This window comes from Streptomyces sp. NPDC004327, assembly GCF_042873935.1.
GTDB lineage: Bacteria > Actinomycetota > Actinomycetes > Streptomycetales > Streptomycetaceae > Streptomyces.
This window is the reverse complement of sequence record NZ_JBIAME010000002.1, coordinates 631,984-647,689: the sequence shown is the minus strand read 5'-3', so window position 1 is coordinate 647,689 and position 15,706 is coordinate 631,984. Positions and strand designations below refer to the sequence as shown.

Genomic DNA, 15,706 nt, shown 5'->3' with positions numbered 1-15,706 from the left:
GGAGGGGCGACGTCGGGGCATACGCCGCATACGATGAGGCGTATGGGTGATGTGCTGGCCGGAATTCATGCCACCTGGGAGTTCGAGAGCGACGCCGTCGTCATCCGCTTCGAACGGGGGATCCGCGCACCGAAGCTCTTCCAGGCGCTGCGCGAGAGGCGCGTCCCGCACGAGGCGCTGGCGTCGGTGACGCTGACGCCGGGGGCGCGGGGCACCGTCGTGCTGCACGCCGTGCCGCGCGCCGGAGCCGATCCGCTGATGGAGGCGGCGGCGGGGCAGCTGAAGGACGGGTCCGACCCGTACCGCCTGGTGCTGCCCGCCGACAAGGAGACGCTGGCCGAGTACTACCGCGACGAGCTGCGCGCGGTCCTCCCGCCCGAGGACGACGGCCTGCCCGCGGACGGCTTCCTGGTGGCGGCGCCGGAGGGGCCGCAGTCCTTCAAGGCGTACGACGGCAAGGCGAGCTTCGACGGGGTGTCGGAGGTGTCCTTCCGCTGGTCCTGGTCGGGCGCGTCCTCGGAGAAGTGGAAGGCCGGCGACCAGACCTTCCGGGTACGGGAGCTCAGCGGCGTCGAGTGGCGCTCGCCCGAGATATTCGACGGCTATCTGCGGCTGGTCACCCGCGACGGCGCGGCGGACGGCGCGCTGGGCACACCGGGCGGCGGGACCGTGGGCGGGGCCGTGCGCGGGACCACGGACGGTGCGGACGGCCGGCCGGTGCAGCCCGACCACGACCCGGCGTCCGTCGTCTTCGGCCTCGGCTACGGGCCGGTCCACCAGTCCCTGCCGTTCGCGGCCTCGGTGCTCGCGGCGATCCGCGGGGCGTCGGCGCGGGTGCCGGTGACGGTGCCGCAGCGGGATCCGGCGGGCATTGCGGAAAGGATTCGCCACCTGGGCGACCTGCACCGGGCGGGGCTCGTCACGGATGAGGAGTTCTCCGCGAAGAAGGCGGAACTGCTCGCGGAGCTCTGAGCGGCCCCCCGAACGGGTGTCGGACGACGGGTGCCGGGGGTCCCAAACAGGGGCGGAATCCCGGGCAGGGCGGGGTTCCGAACAGGGGCGGGGTTCCGAGCACAATCGACGGGGTCGGACTCCCGAACCGGACCGGGCTCCCGAGCACCCTCGACGGGGTCGGGCTCCCGAGCACCGTCGACGGCGTCGGGGTCATACCGGAGTACGACCCCGAGGCCCGCACCCCGGTATGACGTGAGGGTCCGGCTCCGCTGCCTAGGCTGAGCGCACCATGAAGGACACGAAGCGGCACGCGCCGCACATGCCGCAGGCCGCGGTGCGGGCCCGGGAACTGGTCAAGAGCATCGGCGTCGCCCTCGCCACCCCCACCGGACACGGCGAGGCGCTGCTCGCGCGGGCGGCCACGCCCTGGGTGCGGTGGCTGCCGTACGGCGTCGCCTTCGTCTTCGTCGCCGCGCTGCTGCCCGTCACCATCGCCGTGCTCATCCGCGACTACGGGGTCAACGGCGCCGTCGCCGGCGCGCTCGGCACCGCCCAGACCGTGCCGCTGCTCGTCGCCGTCACCCGCCCCCTGCAGGCGTGGTGGGTGATCTTCACGGCGGACGTCGCCGGCGGATTCGTGCTGCTCATCGGCGATGCGGCCGAAGGGCGCCCCTGGCCGTGGACGCCGATGGTGGTGGTCGGCTACCTCGCCCTGATGCTGGCGCTCGGGCCGCGCGAGTCTCGGCGCGCGCTGCTCGGGGTGTGGCTGATGACCGGCGCGGCCGGGGCGATGTTCGCGCTGGTCTCGCCGGGCCGCGTCGACGGCATCCCGATCGTCCTGTTCGTGCTCAGCGGCGTCCTGCTGCTGCTCACCGCGACCCTGCGCGGGCGCGGCGAGGCCGAGCGGCGGCTCGTGGAGCAGGAGACGATCAGCGAGGCCGAACGGGCCCGCCGCACGCTCCTGGAGGAGCGAACCAGGATCGCCCGCGAGCTGCACGACGTGGTCGCCCACCACATGTCGGTGATCACCGTGCAGGCCGACTCCGCCCCGTACCGCATCCCCGGCCTGCCGGAGCCGGCCCGCGAGGAGTTCGCGTCGATCGCGGCCGGGGCGCGCGAGTCGCTGGCCGAGATGCGGCGGCTGCTCGCGGTGCTGCGCAGCGAGGGCACGGAGGGCGAGCGGGCGCCGCAGCCGGGGCTCGACCGGGTGCAGCAGCTGGTGGAGGCGACGGTACGGGCCGGGGTGCCGGCCGAACTGTCGCTCGCGGCCGACCTGGACCTGGCGAAGCTGCCGCCGCTGGTGGACCTGTCGGCGTACCGGATCGTGCAGGAGGCGCTGGCCAACGTGGTCCGGCACGCGCCGGGGGCGACCACCCGGGTGTCCGTAGGGGGCGACGCCGAGGGCTGGTTGAACGTCCTGGTCGTCAACGGGCCCGCGGACGGGAACGGTTCGGGGCCGGTCGAGGGCGGTGACGGGACCGGACACGGGCTCGTCGGGATGCGGGAGCGCGTACGGTTGACGGGCGGCTCGCTCGACACCGGGCCGCTGCCGGACGGGGGCTTCCGGGTCGCCGCCCGGATGCCGCTGACCGACCCGAGCTGACCGGCTGGACCGACCAGGCGGATCGGGTAGACCGACCGGACGGACCGACGCGGGCTGACCGCCTGACCGGACCGACCCGGGCCCGGACCGACGGCCCCACCCCGAACCGACCGACCCCGAGGGCGCCCTGTGACCATCCGCGTGATCATCGTCGACGACCAGGCCATGGTGCGGGCGGGCTTCGCCGCCCTGCTCGCCGCGCAGACCGACATCGACGTGGTGGGTGAGGCACCGGACGGCCGGCAGGGCATCGAGGTGGCGCGGAGCACGCACCCGGACGTGGTCCTCATGGACGTACGGATGCCGGAGCTCGACGGGCTCGCGGCGGCGCGCGAGATCCTGAACCCTCCGGTCGGCGTGGTGCACCGGCCCAAGGTGCTCATGCTCACCACCTTCGACGTGGACGACTACGTGTACGAGGCGCTGCGCGCCGGCGCCTCGGGCTTCCTGCTCAAGGACGCGCCGCCGGCCGACCTGATCGCGGCGGTACGGGTGGTCGCGGCGGGCGAGGCGCTCCTCGCGCCGTCCGTGACCCGCCGGCTGATCGCGGACTTCGCCGCGTCGCGGCCCGCCGCCCCGCGCGCCGACCGGGCCGCGCTGCGCCTCAACGGGCTCACCCCGCGCGAGACGGAGGTCCTGGAACTGATCGCCCGTGGCCTGTCGAACCAGGAGATCGCCGAGAGCCTGGTGGTCGCCGAGCAGACCGTGAAGACGCACATCGGGCGGGTGCTGGCCAAGCTGGACCTGCGCGACCGGGCGCAGGCGGTGGTGTTCGCGTACGAGTCGGGCCTCGTGACCCCCGGCGGCCGGTGACCCCGCGCCGCGGCCCGCGGCGGCGCCGGCGACGGCGCGCTCCGGGCAGCCCCCGGGGGAAAACCCCCGCCCCGGCCTCGGGCCCGCCGCTCCTCCGCCCCCTACCCCGGTATGAGTTCGGGGTTGGCGCCCTGGTGTGACGTGCCGTCACCCGTTCCGTTCCTACCTTCCTCTCGCCAGCACGGGAGAGACAGGAACGGAAAGGGAGGGCCGCATGCGCCGCTTCACCAGGACCCGGATCACGCGGACCCGGATCGGCAGGACCCTGGTCGCCGCCGCCACCGCCGTGGCCGGTACGGCCGGCTGGGCGGCCGGCAGCTCCCAGCAGCCGGTGACCGGCGCGCCGGTCGGGACTGCGGCCTGGCGGGCCGACGGGCTGCCGGACCCGGAGCGGATGACGGCCGATCAGGTCGCCGCGTACTTCCACGGGTTGAGCCCCGAGCGGCAGCAGCAGCTCGTGCGGACCCACCCGACCGTCGTCGGCAACCTCGACGGCGTGCCGCTCGCCCTGCGCTACGAGGCCAACGCCCGTACGACCCACGGCCGCTTCGGCGGAGCGGGGCAGGTCCTCGCGTACGATTCCCGGGGCCGCGGGCAGGCCGTCCTGGTGTACGGGGACCTGGCCGAGGCCGAGCACGTGGCCGTGATCGTGCCCGGCTCGGACGTCGACGCCGGCCACCTCGCGCCGCTCACGAGCAAGGCGGAGGCGCTGCGCACGGCGACCGGCGGCCGGACCGCCGTCGTCGCCTGGGCCGGGTACACGACCCCCGTCGGGGTCGGGATCGACGCGGCCACCGGTGACCTCGCGGAAGCGGGCGCCGCACGGCTCACCCGCTTCACCGAGGGGCTGCGGGCGGTCGGCGCGGCCGAGCCGGCGCTGTTCTGCCACAGCTACGGGTCCGTGGTCTGCGGGCTCGCGGCGCACGCGGTCAAGGCGAAGGACCTGGTGGCGATCGCCTCGCCCGGGATGCGGGCGGACGACGTGGCGGGCCTGGGCACCACGGCCCGGGTGTGGGCGGCGAAGAACCCGACCGACTGGATCGACCGGGTGCCGAACGTCGAGTTCGCCGGGCTCGGGCACGGCGCCGATCCGACGGAGCCCGCGTTCGGGGCCCGCCGCATCCCCGCCGACGACGCGGACGGCCACGACGGCTACTTCGCGCCCGGCACGTCCTCGCTCCGCGCCTTCGCCGCGATCGCCGACGGAGACGCCGACGGAGACGGAGACGGAGACGGAAGCAACTCCGGTGACACCGCCGGGAACGCCGGCCGGGACGCCGCCGGAGCCGTCCGATGAACAAGCTCGTCGAGAGGATCGAGGCGGGCACCCCCGCCCACCGCGACCGCGCGATCGACGGGCTGCGCGCCCTCGCGCTGCTCGCCGTGCCCACCGGGCACTGGCTGCTCGGCGGCTTCACGCTCTCCGCCGACGGCGCGATCCACAACGCGAGCCCGCTCTCCTCGTTCGGCGGGCTCGCGCCGGTCAGCTGGATCCTGCAGATGCTCGGGATCTTCTTCCTGGTCGGCGGCTACGCCTCCGTCCTCTCCTACCGGCGCCGCCCCGGCAGCACGCGCGCGTGGCTCGGCGGGCGGCTGGCCCGGCTCGGCCGGCCGGTGCTCGGCGTGACCGCCGTGTGGGCGACGCTGCTGCCGCTGCTGCACTACGGCTTCGGCGTGCCGTACGGCACGCTGCGGACGGCGTCGACGCTGGTGGTGCAGCCCTTGTGGTTCGTGGGCGTGTACGTGGTCGTCACCGCGCTCACTCCGTACTGCGTGCGCGCCGCGCGGCGGCTCGGCGTGTGGGCGGCGGCGCCGCTGATCGGCTCGGTCGCGGCCGTCGACTTCCTGCGCTACGGGCCGTACGCCGACGCCGTGCCGTCCTGGCTGGGCCTGCTGACGATCCTGCCGGGCTGGCTCTTCGCGTACCAGCTCGGTGTCTCCTGGGGCGAGGGCCGGGTCACCCGGCGGCACGCCTGGGGGCTGTTCGCCGGTGGCGTCGCGCTGTTCGCGGCGCTGCTGCTGTGGTTCGGCTACCCGGCCTCGATGGTGGGCGTGCCCGGCGCGGCGCGCACCAACTCGCACCCGCCGTCGCTGCTCGTCCTCGCGCTCGGCGCCGCGCAGAGCGGCGCCGCGATCCTGCTGCGCGAACGGCTCGGCGGGCTCCTGAAGCGGCGGCCCGGGCTGTGGGCGCCGGTGGTGGTGATCAACCTGTCCGCGATGACCATCCTGTGCTGGCACCAGACGGCGATGCTCGCGGCCGCGATCCCCGCCTCGTACGGAGGTGAGCTGACCGGACTGGTCGGCACGCCCGACTCGGTCGGCTGGATCCTGGCGCGGCTCGCCTGGATGCCGCTGTTCGCCGGGCTGCTCGTCCTCGTCGGCCGGTACGCGCGGGGCTTCGAGTCGCCGTGGACGCGCACCGGCACCGCCCGCCGCACGGCGGCGGGGGTGCTGGCGGCGGGCTTCGCGGTGTTCGCCCTCGGGCTCTCGTGAGGAGCGGCTCCTCGCGAGGCGCCCCTCAGCGGCCTCAGCCCTCGCGGGCCGCCGAGGTGGACGTCATGTCCGGGTAGCGGTCGCCCGTCACCAGGCCCGCGATCGGCTCCAGGGCCGCGAGCTGCGGGGCGTCGAGGACGATGCGGGTGGCGGCCGCGTTCTCCAGGAGGCGGGAGCGCTTGCGGGTGCCGGGGATCGGGACGACGTCCAGGCCGTGGACGGCGGCGCGCTGCTGCACCCAGGCGAGGGCGATCTGGGCCGGGGTGGCGTCGTGCTCGGCCGCGATCGTGCGGAGGGGTTCGAGCAGGGTCGCGTTGCGCTCCGCGTTCTCGCCGGTGAAGCGGGGCTGGTGGCGGCGGAAGTCGCCGGCCGGGAGCTCCTTGGCGGCGTCCGCGAAGGAGCCGGTGAGGAAGCCGCGGCCGAGCGGCGAGTACGGCACGAAGGTCACGCCGAGCTCGGCGGCCGCGCCGACCGCGCTGCGCTCGACGTCCCGGGAGAACAGCGACCACTCCGACTGGAGGGCGGCGATCGGGTGCACCGCGTACGCCTCGCGCAGCTCGGCCCCGGTCACCTCGCTCAGGCCCAGCTGCCGGACCTTGCCCTCCTTCACGAGCTCGGCCATCGTGCCGACGGACTCGGCGAGCGGCACGGCCGGGTCGCGGCGGTGCATGTAGTAGAGGTCGATGGTCTCGATGCCGAGGCGGCGCAGGCTGCCCTCGACGGACCTGCGGATGTAGGCGGGGTCGTTGTTGATGCCGCGGTACGAGGGGTCGTCGGCGCGCCGCTCGAAGGCGAACTTGGTGGCGATGACGATCTCGTCGCGGTGCGCGGCGACGAACGGGGCCAGGAACTCCTCGTTGGCGCCGAGACCGTAGGCGTCCGCCGTGTCGATGAGGGTGACGCCGGCCTCCAGGGCCGCGTCGAGGGTGTCGCGGGCCGCGGCCTCGTCGGTGTCGCCGTAGAACTCGCTGATGCCCATGGCGCCGAAGCCCTGGACGCCGATCGCGGGTCCGTCGGGGCCGCCGAGACGGACGGTGTCGATCTTGCCGTGCAGTGTGGTCATGACGGGGTGCCTCCGCAGACGGTCGCGTAGTGATCGATCTTGAGGTCGAGCGCGGCCAGGGCGTCCTGGAGCTCGGCGATGCGGGCCACGACGTCGGTCCGGGTGCCCTCCAGGATGGCCCGGCGCTGGTCGTGGGTGTGCGCGCCCTCCCGGACCAGCTCGGCGTAGCGGACCATGTCGGCGACCGCCATGCCGGTGAGCCGCAGCTTGCCGACGAAGGCGAGCCAGTCCAGGTCCTTGCGGCCGAACCGGCGCTGGCCGGTGTGCGAACGGTCCACGTGCGGCATGAGGCCGATCCGCTCGTACCAGCGCAGGGTGTGCGCCGAGAGTCCGGTCAGGGCCGCCACCTCGCTGATGGTGAACCGCTCCCGGGCAGGGGCCGTCACCGCGGCGCTCGTGCTGTCGATCACGCTCATGACCTCCACGCTAGAGACTTCGAGTCCACTCTAGGCAAGCCCGCGAAGTAGGCTCGGCCGCATGCAGAGCAGCTTGAAGAGCCTGGCGTCCGTCGAGAACTGGCCCGTCCCCACCGCGGCCGCCGCCGTCGTCCGCGCGGACGGCACCCTGGCCGGGGCCCACGGCCCCACCGGCCACCGCTTCCCGCTCGCCTCCGTGACCAAGCCGCTCGCGGCGTACGCGGTGCTCGTCGCGTACGAGGAGGGGGCGATCGACCTGGACGAGCCGGCCGGGCCCGAGGGCGCGACCGTGCGGCATCTGCTCGCCCACACCTCCGGCCTCGCCTTCGACGAGAACCGGGTGATGGCCGCGCCCGGCACCCGCCGGATCTACTCCAACACCGGCTTCGAGGCGCTCGGCGACCATGTCGCCAAGGCCACCGACATCCCCTTCGCCGAGTATCTGCACCAGGCCGTCCTGGAGCCGCTCGGCATGGCGAGCACGACGCTGGAGGGCTCGCCGGCCAAGGACGGCGTGTCGACCGTCGACGACCTGGTGCGCTTCGCCGCCGAGGTGCAGGCGCCGCGGCTGCTCGACGCGCGCACGGTGGCCGACGCGATGACGGTGACGTACCCGGGTCTGACCGGCATCCTGCCGGGCTACGGGCACCAGCGGCCGAACGACTGGGGCCTCGGCTTCGAGATCCGCGACGGCAAGGCGCCGCACTGGACCGGTGCGATGTCCTCGCCGCGGACGTTCGGGCACTTCGGCCAGGCCGGCACCTTCCTGTGGATCGACCCGGACGCCAGGTGGGCGGACGGGGGCGCCACGGGCGCCGCGTGCGTGGTGCTGACGGACCGGCCCTTCGGCCCGTGGGCGATCGAGGCGTGGCCGCCGTTCACGGACGCGGTGCTCGCGGAGCTCCGCACCCGGTAGTCCGCCGCCTCAGCGGGCGGCCGTGACCAGCCAGGCCGCGCTGCGCAGCCGCACCGTGCCGTCCGCCGTCTCGTGGGCGCGCAGGTGGTCGGTGAGGGCGCGGCGGGCGCGGTCGCGCACGGGCGCCTCGGCCCGGTCCATGAAGTGCCGGCCGGGGCCGGACTCCAGGAGGAAGCCGGCGGCGTCCTCGGCGCCCCGGCCCCAGGTCCCGTACGCCTCGGCCCGGTCGACGGCGATGCCGGTGAAGCCGGCGGCGGTGAGGATCGCGCGGATCCGGTCCGGGGAGTCCAGGGAGAACATGCCGGGCGCTCCGGGCGTGCCCACGTCGCCGACCGGCAGGATGCCGCGCAGCGAGGTCATGGCCACGAGCCAGTCGTTGAGCTCCGGTTCGGCCGGGCTGACGAAGGCGAGCCGGCCGCCGGGGCGCAGGGCGCGGCCGATGTTGCCGAAGGCGGCTTCGGGGTCGGCGAAGAACATCACGCCGTAGCGGCTGATCGCGGCGTCGAAGGCGGCCGCCTCCAGCGGGTGCGTCTGGGCGTCGCCGCGGGTGAAGTCGGCGTTGCCGACGTTCTCGCGGGCGGCGCGGGCGCGGGCCTCGGCGAGCATCGGTCCGGAGAGGTCGAGGCCGAGGGCCCGGCCCCGGGGCGCGCGCCGGGCGGCGAGGAGCGTGGTCTGGCCGGAGCCGCAGCCGACGTCGAGGGTGCGGTGGCCCTCGCCGATCCCGGCGGCGGTGAGCAGCGGCTCGTCGAAGCCCTCGTTGACGGCGTTCCAGCGGCCTTGGTGGCGGGCCCAGTGGGTGCCTTCGGGGCCGTTCCAGGCCTGCTCCTGCGCGGTGTTGACGATGTGCGACATGGCTTCCTCCTGCGGTGAACCCGAGAATGGGCGCTCGCCCAAACAGTATGGGCGGCTGCCCAAACCCGCAATCCCGATTACGATCCGAAGGAGCCCGAGCGAAGGAGAGAGCCCCCGATGTCACCGCGTGGAGTCGTGACGCCCGACGTGCGCGAGCGCCTGTTCGCCGCCGCCGAGCGCGTCGTGGAGAGGGACGGGCCGGGAGCGCTGACCAGCCGGGCCGTCACCACCGAGGCGGGCTGCGCCAAGGGGCTGCTGCACACGCACTTCGCGGGGCTCGACGAGTTCGTGGCCGAGCTCGTCCTCGACCGCTTCGCGCGTACGGCGCTGAAGGCGGCGGCCCTGTCCGGGCTGGCCGGCGAGGGCACCGTGGCCGGGAACCTCGACGCCGTCGTGCTCGTGCTGTTCGCGTCCGGCGGCCCTGCCCTGTCGGGGCTCGCGCTGACCCGCCCGGCCGCCGCGCAGCGCGTCCGGGAGGCGCTGGAGAGCGGGGCGCCGGGCTTCGACGCGATCCAGGAGTCGGTCGCCGGCTACCTGACCGCCGAACGGGACCGCGGCCGGCTCGCCGGCACCGCCGACCCCCACGCGATCGCCCTCGCCGTCGTCGGCACCGCCCACCACCTGCTGATGACCAGTCGGCCGGGCGCCCCCGATCCGCGCGCGGAGATGCGGCGGCTCGTCGCGGCCCTCCTGGGACCGTCCGTGCCGGACAGGCCCTAGCCCAGGTCGCAGCTGGCCGCGGGCAGCGACCCGTCCGTGCCCGCGATCACGACCGGGGCCGCGCTGCCCCTGCCCGCGGCGAAGGCGGTCGTGCACACCAACTGCTGCACGGCGACGGGGTCCAGGTCCCTGACGCGGACGGCGAGCCGCAGGCGCAGCTCGGAGTCCCCGCCGGAGGTGGGCGGCTCGACGTGCGGGTCGCCGCCGCCGTGCAGGGCGAGCCGGCTGGTGAGCCCGGCGGCACGCTCCTTCTCGTCGGGCCCCTCCAGCAGGGAGGCGAGCACCTTCTCGGTGGGGACCCGGTAGCCGACGCGCCCCGGATGGGTGGGCGCCACGACCCCGCCGACGCCGTCGACCGCGCCGCTCCCCCACCCCGTCTCCAGGCCGAAACCGAGCTCCCGGGCGACCGGCATCAGCCGCCCGTCCCTGGCGACGAAGAACAGCAGCAGCCGGGGCTCGGTGGTCGGCTGCACCGTGACCGGCGCCGCGCCGCCCGCCTCCACGACGTCGCTGCCCTGGATGCCGCAGGCGGCGAGGCCCGGCGACAGGCACAGCAGCGCGGCGCACAGGGCCGTGCGGGCGCGGCGCCTCACAGCGGGATCCTGACGGTGAAGACGGCGCCGCCGTCCGCGCGGTTGGCGGCGACGACGGTGCCGCCGTGCAGCAGGACGTTCTCCCGGGTGATGGCGAGGCCGAGGCCGCTGCCCGCCGAGCGGGTACGGGCCCGGTCGGCCTTGTAGAAGCGGTCGAAGACATGCGGAAGGACGTCATCCGCGATGCCGGGCCCGCGGTCGGCCACCTCCGTGACGAGCGTGCCGCGGTCCTCGTACACCCGGACCGTGACGGGTGGCGCCCCGTGCCGCAGCGCGTTGCCGACCAGGTTGGCGACGACGACGTCGAAGCGGCGCGGGTCGAGGCGGACGCGGATGCCGTCGGTGAGCTCCGTCGTGATCCGGCCGGGTCCGGCGGCGTCGGGCTCGGAGTCGGTCCAGCGGCGGTTCTGGAGCGTCTTGCGGACCGCCTCGGCCGCGTCGACCTCGTCGGTGTGCAGCTCGGCGGCGCGGGCGTCGAAGCGGGAGATCTCCATCAGGTCCTCGACGAGTACGGCGAGTTTGCCGGTCTCGGCGCTGATCAGGCGCACGGCGCGGGCGGTGTCGGTATCGAGCGTGCCGGCGTCCTCGTCGAGGACCTCGGTGACGGCGAGCATACCGGCGAGCGGGGTGCGCAGTTCGTGCGAGACGTCGGAGGCGAAGCGGCGGGCGCGGGCCTCGGCGCTGCGCAGTTCGGTGACGGAACGCTCCAGCTCGGCGGCGGACTCGTTGAACGTCCGTGCCAGGTCGGCGAGTTCGTCACTGCCCTTGGCGTGGATGCGGGTGTCCAGGCGGCCCCGGCCCATGCTGTGGGCCGCGTGCCGCAGCTCCCGCACCGGGCGCAGCACGCCCCGGGACGCGATCAGCGCCGGGACGAGGGCGACGAGCAGCGCGGGCAGGGCGCCGTCGCGGGCGGCGACGAGCATGGCCCCGATGTTGGCCTCCTCCTCGCTGAGGTCCATCACCGCGTAGAGCACGAGCCCGGTGGGGCGGGCCTCGGGCAGGCCCTTGAAGTTGCCGAAGAGGGCGGGGACGGCGACGGTGAGGTACGGGGTGCCGTTCTTGACGACCCGCTGGAAGCTGCCGTGGGTGGAGCCCGCCGCGACGGCCTGGCGGCGCAGCTCGGGCGTGAGGACGCTCGACTCGGGCCGTTCGGTGGACGACACGCGCAGGTCGCCGTACTCCGCGTAGACCCGCCAGGGCCGCGGCTTGCCCTGCCGGGCGATCCGCTGGAGCTCGTTGCGCAGCCCGTCGCGGTCGACGGGCAGGCTGACGTTCAGGGTCTCGACCTGCTGGCGGAAGGCGGCGACGGCGGTGTCCTGGGTCTGCTCCAGGATCGCGGTGCGGGCCGCCCGGTAGGTGAGGGCGGCCGTGGTGCCGCAGCCGACGGCGGCGACCAGCAGGAAGGCGAGGACGAGCCGGGTGCGCAGGCCGAAGGGACGCGGCCGGCGCCGGGGTCTCGCGGGCCGGTCGTCACCGGGCACGTGGGCCCTCACTGGAGCGGTCCGAAGCGGTAGCCGAAGCCGCGCAGGGTCTGTATGTAGCGGGGTTCGCCCGGGTCCTCGATCTTGGTGCGCAGCCGGCGGACGCAGGCGTCGACGAGCCGGGCGTCGCCGTGGAAGCTGTGCTCCCAGACGTGTTCGAGGAGCTGCTGGCGGCTGAAGACCTGCTCGGGCGCGGCGCTGAGGTGGAGCAGCAGCTTGAGCTCGGAGGGGGCGAGGGCGAGCCGTTCGCCGTTCTTGGCGACGGTGAGCCCGGCCCGGTCGATGGCCAGCTCGCCGTGGAACTCCACGGCCTGCCGGCTGCCGCCCGGCTCCTCGATGCGGCGCAGCACGGCGCGGATGCGGGCCTCGATGACCTCGGTGCGGGCGGGTTTGACGATGTAGTCGTCGGCGCCGGCCTCCAGGCCGATGACCACGTCGAAGTCGTCGCCGCGCGCGGTGAGCATGATGATCGGCAGCTGGCTGGACTCGCGGACCCGGCGGCAGACCTGGACGCCGTTCATGCCGGGCAGCATCAGGTCGAGCAGCAGCAGGTCGGGCCGGAACTCGCCGAGCGCGGCGAGCCCCGCCTCGCCGGTGGGCGCGGCGCGCACCTCGTGCCCGCGGCGCCGCAGCCCGAGCTCGACGCCTTCGCGGACGGAGGGGTCGTCTTCGATCAGCAGCACGCGTGGCATCTGAGGAGTATCCCAAGGTCGGGGCGGTCGATGAGCGGGGCGGTCACCGGGGCGGTCACCGGGTCCGTCTGGCCAGACGCCGGGCGCGGCCGGAGACGTTCCCGATCAGCGCCCGCACCTCCGTCAGGCCGAGCGGCCGGGCCAGGAGCGCGAACACGGCGAGGATGACGAGCGCGCCCGCGAGCCCGGCGACGACCCGCCCCGCCGGGGCGGTGGCGTCGGCGGTCAGCAGGCCGAGAGCGGCGGCGGGCACGGCGGCGACGAGGAGGCGGACGAGCGCGCCGCCCGCGCCGGTGCCCGCCCCGCCGCTCAGTCGCCGGGAGAGGACGTACGCGGTGAGGCCCCAGCCCGCCCACAGCGCGAGCGAGTAGCCGGCGGCCATGCCCGCGACGGCCCAGCGGGCCGGCAGGAAGGCGTACGAGCACACCGCCAGGAGCGCGTTCAGGCCGGCGATGACCAGGTTGAGGAGGAAGGGCGTACGGGTGTCGCGCAGGGCGTAGAAGGCGCGGGTGCACACGTACTGGCCGGAGAGCGCGACGAGTCCGGGCGCGAGGGCCATGAGGATCCAGGCCATCGAGCGGACCGCGCCGGCGTCGGTGCGGCCGTACTGGAAGACCGTGCCCATCAGCGGCACCGCGAGCGCGAAGAGCGCGCAGGCGGCGGGGACGATCGCCGCCATGCTGGTGCGCTGCGCGTAGGCGACGTCGCCGCGGACGGCGGCGAGGTCGCCCTCGGCCGAGGCGCCGCTCATCCGGGGCATCAGGGCGGTGACGAGGGCGACGGTGATGATGCCGTGCGGGACCATCCACAGCTGGTAGGCGTTGTTGTACGCGCTGAGCCCGGCGCCCTCGGCGCGCTGGCCGGCGGCCGTGGCGACCTTGGTCGTCACCCAGAACGCGGCCTGGTTGGTGAGCACGAGCAGCACCAGCCAGCCCGCCGCGCGCAGCGGCGCGGCCAGTCCGCTGCCGCGCCAGTCCAGGCGCGGCCGCCAGCGGAAGCCGGCCGCGCGCAGCGACGGCCAGAGGGCGACGGCCTGCAGGGCGATGCCGGCGGTGGTGCCCCAGCCGAGCAGCGCGGTCTCGCCCGCGGTGAGTTCGCCGCCGTCCGACACCGCGAGGAAGAGGCCGAAGACGGCGACCACGACGACGTTGTTGAGGACCGGCGTCCACATCATCGCGCCGAAGCGGCCGCGCGCGTTCAGCACCTGCCCGAGCAGCGTGAAGAGCCCGAGGAAGAAGATCTGGGGCAGGCAGGAGCGGGTGAAGGCGATCGTCATCGCCCGCTGCGCGCCCGTGTAGTCGGTGTACGCGTCGACGATCGCCGGCGCGGCGAGCACGGCGGCGGCCGTGAGCACCGTGAGGGCGAGCACGCAGACGGTGAGCAGCCGGTCGGTGTAGGCGGCGCCGCCGTCCTCGTGCTCCTTGGCCGCCTTCACCAGTTCGGGCACGAAGACCGCGTTGAGGGCGCCGCCGAGGAGCAGCATGTAGACGATGGTCGGTACGGAGTTGCCGACCGCGTATCCGTCGGCGACGAAGCCGGTGCCGATGGCGGCGGCGACGACGGCGGACCGTACGAAGCCGGTGGCGCGGGAGACGAGCGAACCGGCGGCCATGAGCGCGCCGCTGCGCAGCACGGACGCGCCGGTCTTCTCCGCCGGCTGCGTGACGGTCGTCGCCGTCATCGGCGGGCCAGGTACGCCTGGAAGGCGCGGTACAGCGTGTGGTTGGTCGTGCCGGGCAACGGAATCTCCCACTCCCCCAGGGTCTCGACGACCTGTCCGCCGGTGCCGAGCTTCCAGCGCAGCAGCCCGTGGGCGCGGTCGTCCGGGTCGAGGGTGGAGGGTACCCCGCGCAGGTCGTAGACGTCGGCGCCGAGCGCGTGGGCGTCGAGGAGCATGCGCCACTGCAGGGCGTTGGAGGGGCGCACCTCGCGGCGGTGGTCGGCGGAGGCACCGGTCTGGTACCAGACCCGGCGGCCCACCGTGATCATGGTGTGCGCGGCGAGCACCTCGCCCTCGTGGCGGGCGAGGTAGAGCTTCATCCGGCCGGGGTACTCGGCGTTGAGGACGGCGTACTGGCGCTCGTAGTACGCGAGGGAGCGGCCGAGCCGGAATCCGTCACGTTCCTCGGTGATGCGCAGCAGCCGGTGGAACTCGGGCAGATCGGCCGCCGAGCCGACGACGACCTCGACGCCGCTCTTGCGCGCCTTGCGGATGTTGCGCCGCCACTCCTGGTTGAGGCCGGACCACAGGTCGTCGGAGCTGCGGCCGGTGAGCGGGACCTGGAAGACGAGCCGGGGCTGCGCGTCGGCGCCGTCCTCGGACTCGCCGCCGCACCTCCGCCAGCCGCGTGCCCGCAGCCGCTCGGCGACGGCCGAGCCGAGCGGGTCGACCTCGGTGGCGAGGACGTCGGAGAGGCGGCGGCCGGGCCCGGTGTGCGCCTTGACGGTGGCGGCGCTCCAGCGGCGGTACGCCGGCCCGGGGCCGATGCGCACGGCGAAGGCGCCGCTGGCGCGCAGGTGGTGCAGGAGCGGGTCGAGCCAGCCGTCCATGTCCGGGTCGGCCCAGTCGGCGACGGGCCCCTCGGGGAGGTAGGCGAAGTACTTGCGGGTGCCGGGGAACGGGCGCAGCAGCACCAGCGCGACACCGACGAGCTTCCCCGACTCGGGTCCCCAGCCGAGGAGTTGGTGGCTCCAGCCCTCCTTCACCCCGGCCCAGGCGGGCACTTGCAGGAAACTCGGCCCGTCGGCGCCGGTGGAGCGGGCGGCGAGGAACGCGCGGTACACCTCGGGGGTGACGGGTCCGAGCCGGAGCGCGGTGCGGCCGGGCGAGGACGAGGGCGCGGGCGTCATGAGCAGCGCTGACACAACGGGAGCCTCCTTGTTCCGCCCCGTTCGAAGGTGGGGCGCACAGGAGACTCACAGCCGGTCTTGACCACTCCGCGCGAGGAATGTGACCGGACGATGACCGTTTCTCTGCAGGCCCCGTCACATGGGCTTCCGGCCGGGCGGGGAGTGCGCGGGGCGGCCTACAGTCCGACGTATCCCAGCTTTCCGCAGCCTCCTGGAGGTCGGTCGCGTGCGCGCTCGTGTCCGCATTCACATACCCCTGC

At 74.7% G+C, this 15,706-nt stretch carries 15 protein-coding genes; 7 read left to right on the top strand and 8 right to left on the bottom strand.

Going from position 1 to position 15,706, the window contains the following annotated elements; all coding sequences use genetic code 11:
* The first annotated feature begins 42 nt into the window (after positions 1 to 42).
* The 5 genes from ACFYU9_RS08950 (at position 43) to ACFYU9_RS08930 (ending at position 5,863) form a co-directional block, all read left to right on the top strand.
* Positions 43 to 972, top strand: a complete 930-nt coding sequence (locus ACFYU9_RS08950) for a DUF4429 domain-containing protein (RefSeq protein WP_389205789.1) — start codon at positions 43 to 45, stop codon at positions 970 to 972.
* A gap of 271 nt (positions 973 to 1,243) precedes the next feature.
* On the top strand, positions 1,244 to 2,557 hold the full coding sequence (locus ACFYU9_RS08945) for a sensor histidine kinase (RefSeq protein WP_389343766.1): 1,314 nt from the start codon (positions 1,244 to 1,246) through the stop codon (positions 2,555 to 2,557).
* A 129-nt stretch (positions 2,558 to 2,686) separates the two neighbouring features.
* Positions 2,687 to 3,370, top strand: a complete 684-nt coding sequence (locus tag ACFYU9_RS08940; protein ID WP_389205793.1) for a response regulator — start codon at positions 2,687 to 2,689, stop codon at positions 3,368 to 3,370.
* A 214-nt stretch (positions 3,371 to 3,584) separates the two neighbouring features.
* Positions 3,585 to 4,667: an alpha/beta hydrolase gene (locus tag ACFYU9_RS08935; RefSeq protein WP_389343763.1), complete on the top strand. Its 1,083-nt coding sequence runs from the start codon at positions 3,585 to 3,587 to the stop codon at positions 4,665 to 4,667.
* Complete coding sequence (locus ACFYU9_RS08930) at positions 4,664 to 5,863, top strand: acyltransferase (protein WP_389205797.1); 1,200 nt, start codon at positions 4,664 to 4,666, stop codon at positions 5,861 to 5,863. Before ACFYU9_RS08935 ends, ACFYU9_RS08930 begins: the two co-directional genes overlap by 4 nt.
* A gap of 34 nt (positions 5,864 to 5,897) precedes the next feature.
* Here ACFYU9_RS08930 and ACFYU9_RS08925 read toward each other — a convergent pair whose 3' ends face one another.
* Positions 5,898 to 6,926 (bottom strand): aldo/keto reductase, encoded by a 1,029-nt coding sequence (locus ACFYU9_RS08925; protein ID WP_389205800.1) that lies wholly within the window; start codon positions 6,924 to 6,926, stop codon positions 5,898 to 5,900.
* The gene (locus ACFYU9_RS08920; RefSeq protein WP_389205802.1) at positions 6,923 to 7,342 is read right to left on the bottom strand and encodes a MerR family transcriptional regulator; all 420 of its coding nucleotides are present in this window, start codon (positions 7,340 to 7,342) and stop codon (positions 6,923 to 6,925) included. Before ACFYU9_RS08920 ends, ACFYU9_RS08925 begins: the two co-directional genes overlap by 4 nt.
* A 61-nt stretch (positions 7,343 to 7,403) precedes the next feature.
* On the opposite strand from ACFYU9_RS08920, the gene ACFYU9_RS08915 reads away from it, so the two are divergent.
* Positions 7,404 to 8,258: a serine hydrolase domain-containing protein gene (locus ACFYU9_RS08915; protein WP_389343760.1), complete on the top strand. Its 855-nt coding sequence runs from the start codon at positions 7,404 to 7,406 to the stop codon at positions 8,256 to 8,258.
* A 9-nt stretch (positions 8,259 to 8,267) separates the two neighbouring features.
* Here ACFYU9_RS08915 and ACFYU9_RS08910 read toward each other — a convergent pair whose 3' ends face one another.
* A complete protein-coding gene (locus tag ACFYU9_RS08910) occupies positions 8,268 to 9,110 on the bottom strand; it encodes a class I SAM-dependent methyltransferase (protein WP_389343757.1) in 843 nt (280 codons plus the stop codon).
* 117 nt (positions 9,111 to 9,227) lie between these two features.
* Between ACFYU9_RS08910 and ACFYU9_RS08905 the strand changes: the two genes are divergently transcribed.
* Positions 9,228 to 9,830: a TetR/AcrR family transcriptional regulator gene (locus tag ACFYU9_RS08905; RefSeq protein WP_389343754.1), complete on the top strand. Its 603-nt coding sequence runs from the start codon at positions 9,228 to 9,230 to the stop codon at positions 9,828 to 9,830.
* On the opposite strand, the gene ACFYU9_RS08900 is transcribed toward ACFYU9_RS08905, so the two are convergent.
* Genes ACFYU9_RS08900 through ACFYU9_RS08880 form a run of 5 tightly spaced genes read right to left on the bottom strand, consistent with a single transcriptional unit; the run spans position 9,827 to position 15,461 of the window.
* Entirely contained in the window at positions 9,827 to 10,423 is a 597-nt protein-coding gene (locus tag ACFYU9_RS08900) for a hypothetical protein (protein ID WP_389343751.1), read from the bottom strand. The two genes, ACFYU9_RS08905 and ACFYU9_RS08900, sit on opposite strands and share 4 nt — an antisense overlap.
* On the bottom strand, positions 10,420 to 11,904 hold the full coding sequence (locus ACFYU9_RS08895) for a sensor histidine kinase (RefSeq protein ID WP_389343748.1): 1,485 nt from the start codon (positions 11,902 to 11,904) through the stop codon (positions 10,420 to 10,422). Before ACFYU9_RS08895 ends, ACFYU9_RS08900 begins: the two co-directional genes overlap by 4 nt.
* Before the next feature lie 8 nt (positions 11,905 to 11,912).
* Entirely contained in the window at positions 11,913 to 12,596 is a 684-nt protein-coding gene (locus tag ACFYU9_RS08890) for a response regulator (protein ID WP_389205813.1), read from the bottom strand.
* Between the two features lie 55 nt (positions 12,597 to 12,651).
* The gene (gene murJ, locus ACFYU9_RS08885; protein WP_389343745.1) at positions 12,652 to 14,277 is read right to left on the bottom strand and encodes a murein biosynthesis integral membrane protein MurJ; all 1,626 of its coding nucleotides are present in this window, start codon (positions 14,275 to 14,277) and stop codon (positions 12,652 to 12,654) included.
* A complete protein-coding gene (locus ACFYU9_RS08880; RefSeq protein ID WP_389205816.1) occupies positions 14,274 to 15,461 on the bottom strand; it encodes a lipid II:glycine glycyltransferase FemX in 1,188 nt (395 codons plus the stop codon). Before ACFYU9_RS08880 ends, murJ begins: the two co-directional genes overlap by 4 nt.
* Positions 15,462 to 15,706: the final 245 nt, after the last annotated feature.

What these genes read in the sequence shown, in the direction of transcription:
- ACFYU9_RS08905 (WP_389343754.1), top strand. Translation starts at nt 9,228, where the DNA reads ATGTCACCGCGTGGAGTCGTGACGCCCGACGTGCGCGAGCGCCTGTTC.
- ACFYU9_RS08950 (WP_389205789.1), top strand. Translation starts at nt 43, where the DNA reads ATGGGTGATGTGCTGGCCGGAATTCATGCCACCTGGGAGTTCGAGAGC.
- murJ (WP_389343745.1), bottom strand. Translation starts at nt 14,277, where the DNA reads ATGACGGCGACGACCGTCACGCAGCCGGCGGAGAAGACCGGCGCGTCC.
- ACFYU9_RS08890 (WP_389205813.1), bottom strand. Translation starts at nt 12,596, where the DNA reads ATGCCACGCGTGCTGCTGATCGAAGACGACCCCTCCGTCCGCGAAGGC.
- ACFYU9_RS08925 (WP_389205800.1), bottom strand. Translation starts at nt 6,926, where the DNA reads ATGACCACACTGCACGGCAAGATCGACACCGTCCGTCTCGGCGGCCCC.
- ACFYU9_RS08935 (WP_389343763.1), top strand. Translation starts at nt 3,585, where the DNA reads ATGCGCCGCTTCACCAGGACCCGGATCACGCGGACCCGGATCGGCAGG.
- ACFYU9_RS08910 (WP_389343757.1), bottom strand. Translation starts at nt 9,110, where the DNA reads ATGTCGCACATCGTCAACACCGCGCAGGAGCAGGCCTGGAACGGCCCC.
- ACFYU9_RS08920 (WP_389205802.1), bottom strand. Translation starts at nt 7,342, where the DNA reads ATGAGCGTGATCGACAGCACGAGCGCCGCGGTGACGGCCCCTGCCCGG.
- ACFYU9_RS08915 (WP_389343760.1), top strand. Translation starts at nt 7,404, where the DNA reads ATGCAGAGCAGCTTGAAGAGCCTGGCGTCCGTCGAGAACTGGCCCGTC.
- ACFYU9_RS08945 (WP_389343766.1), top strand. Translation starts at nt 1,244, where the DNA reads ATGAAGGACACGAAGCGGCACGCGCCGCACATGCCGCAGGCCGCGGTG.
- ACFYU9_RS08930 (WP_389205797.1), top strand. Translation starts at nt 4,664, where the DNA reads ATGAACAAGCTCGTCGAGAGGATCGAGGCGGGCACCCCCGCCCACCGC.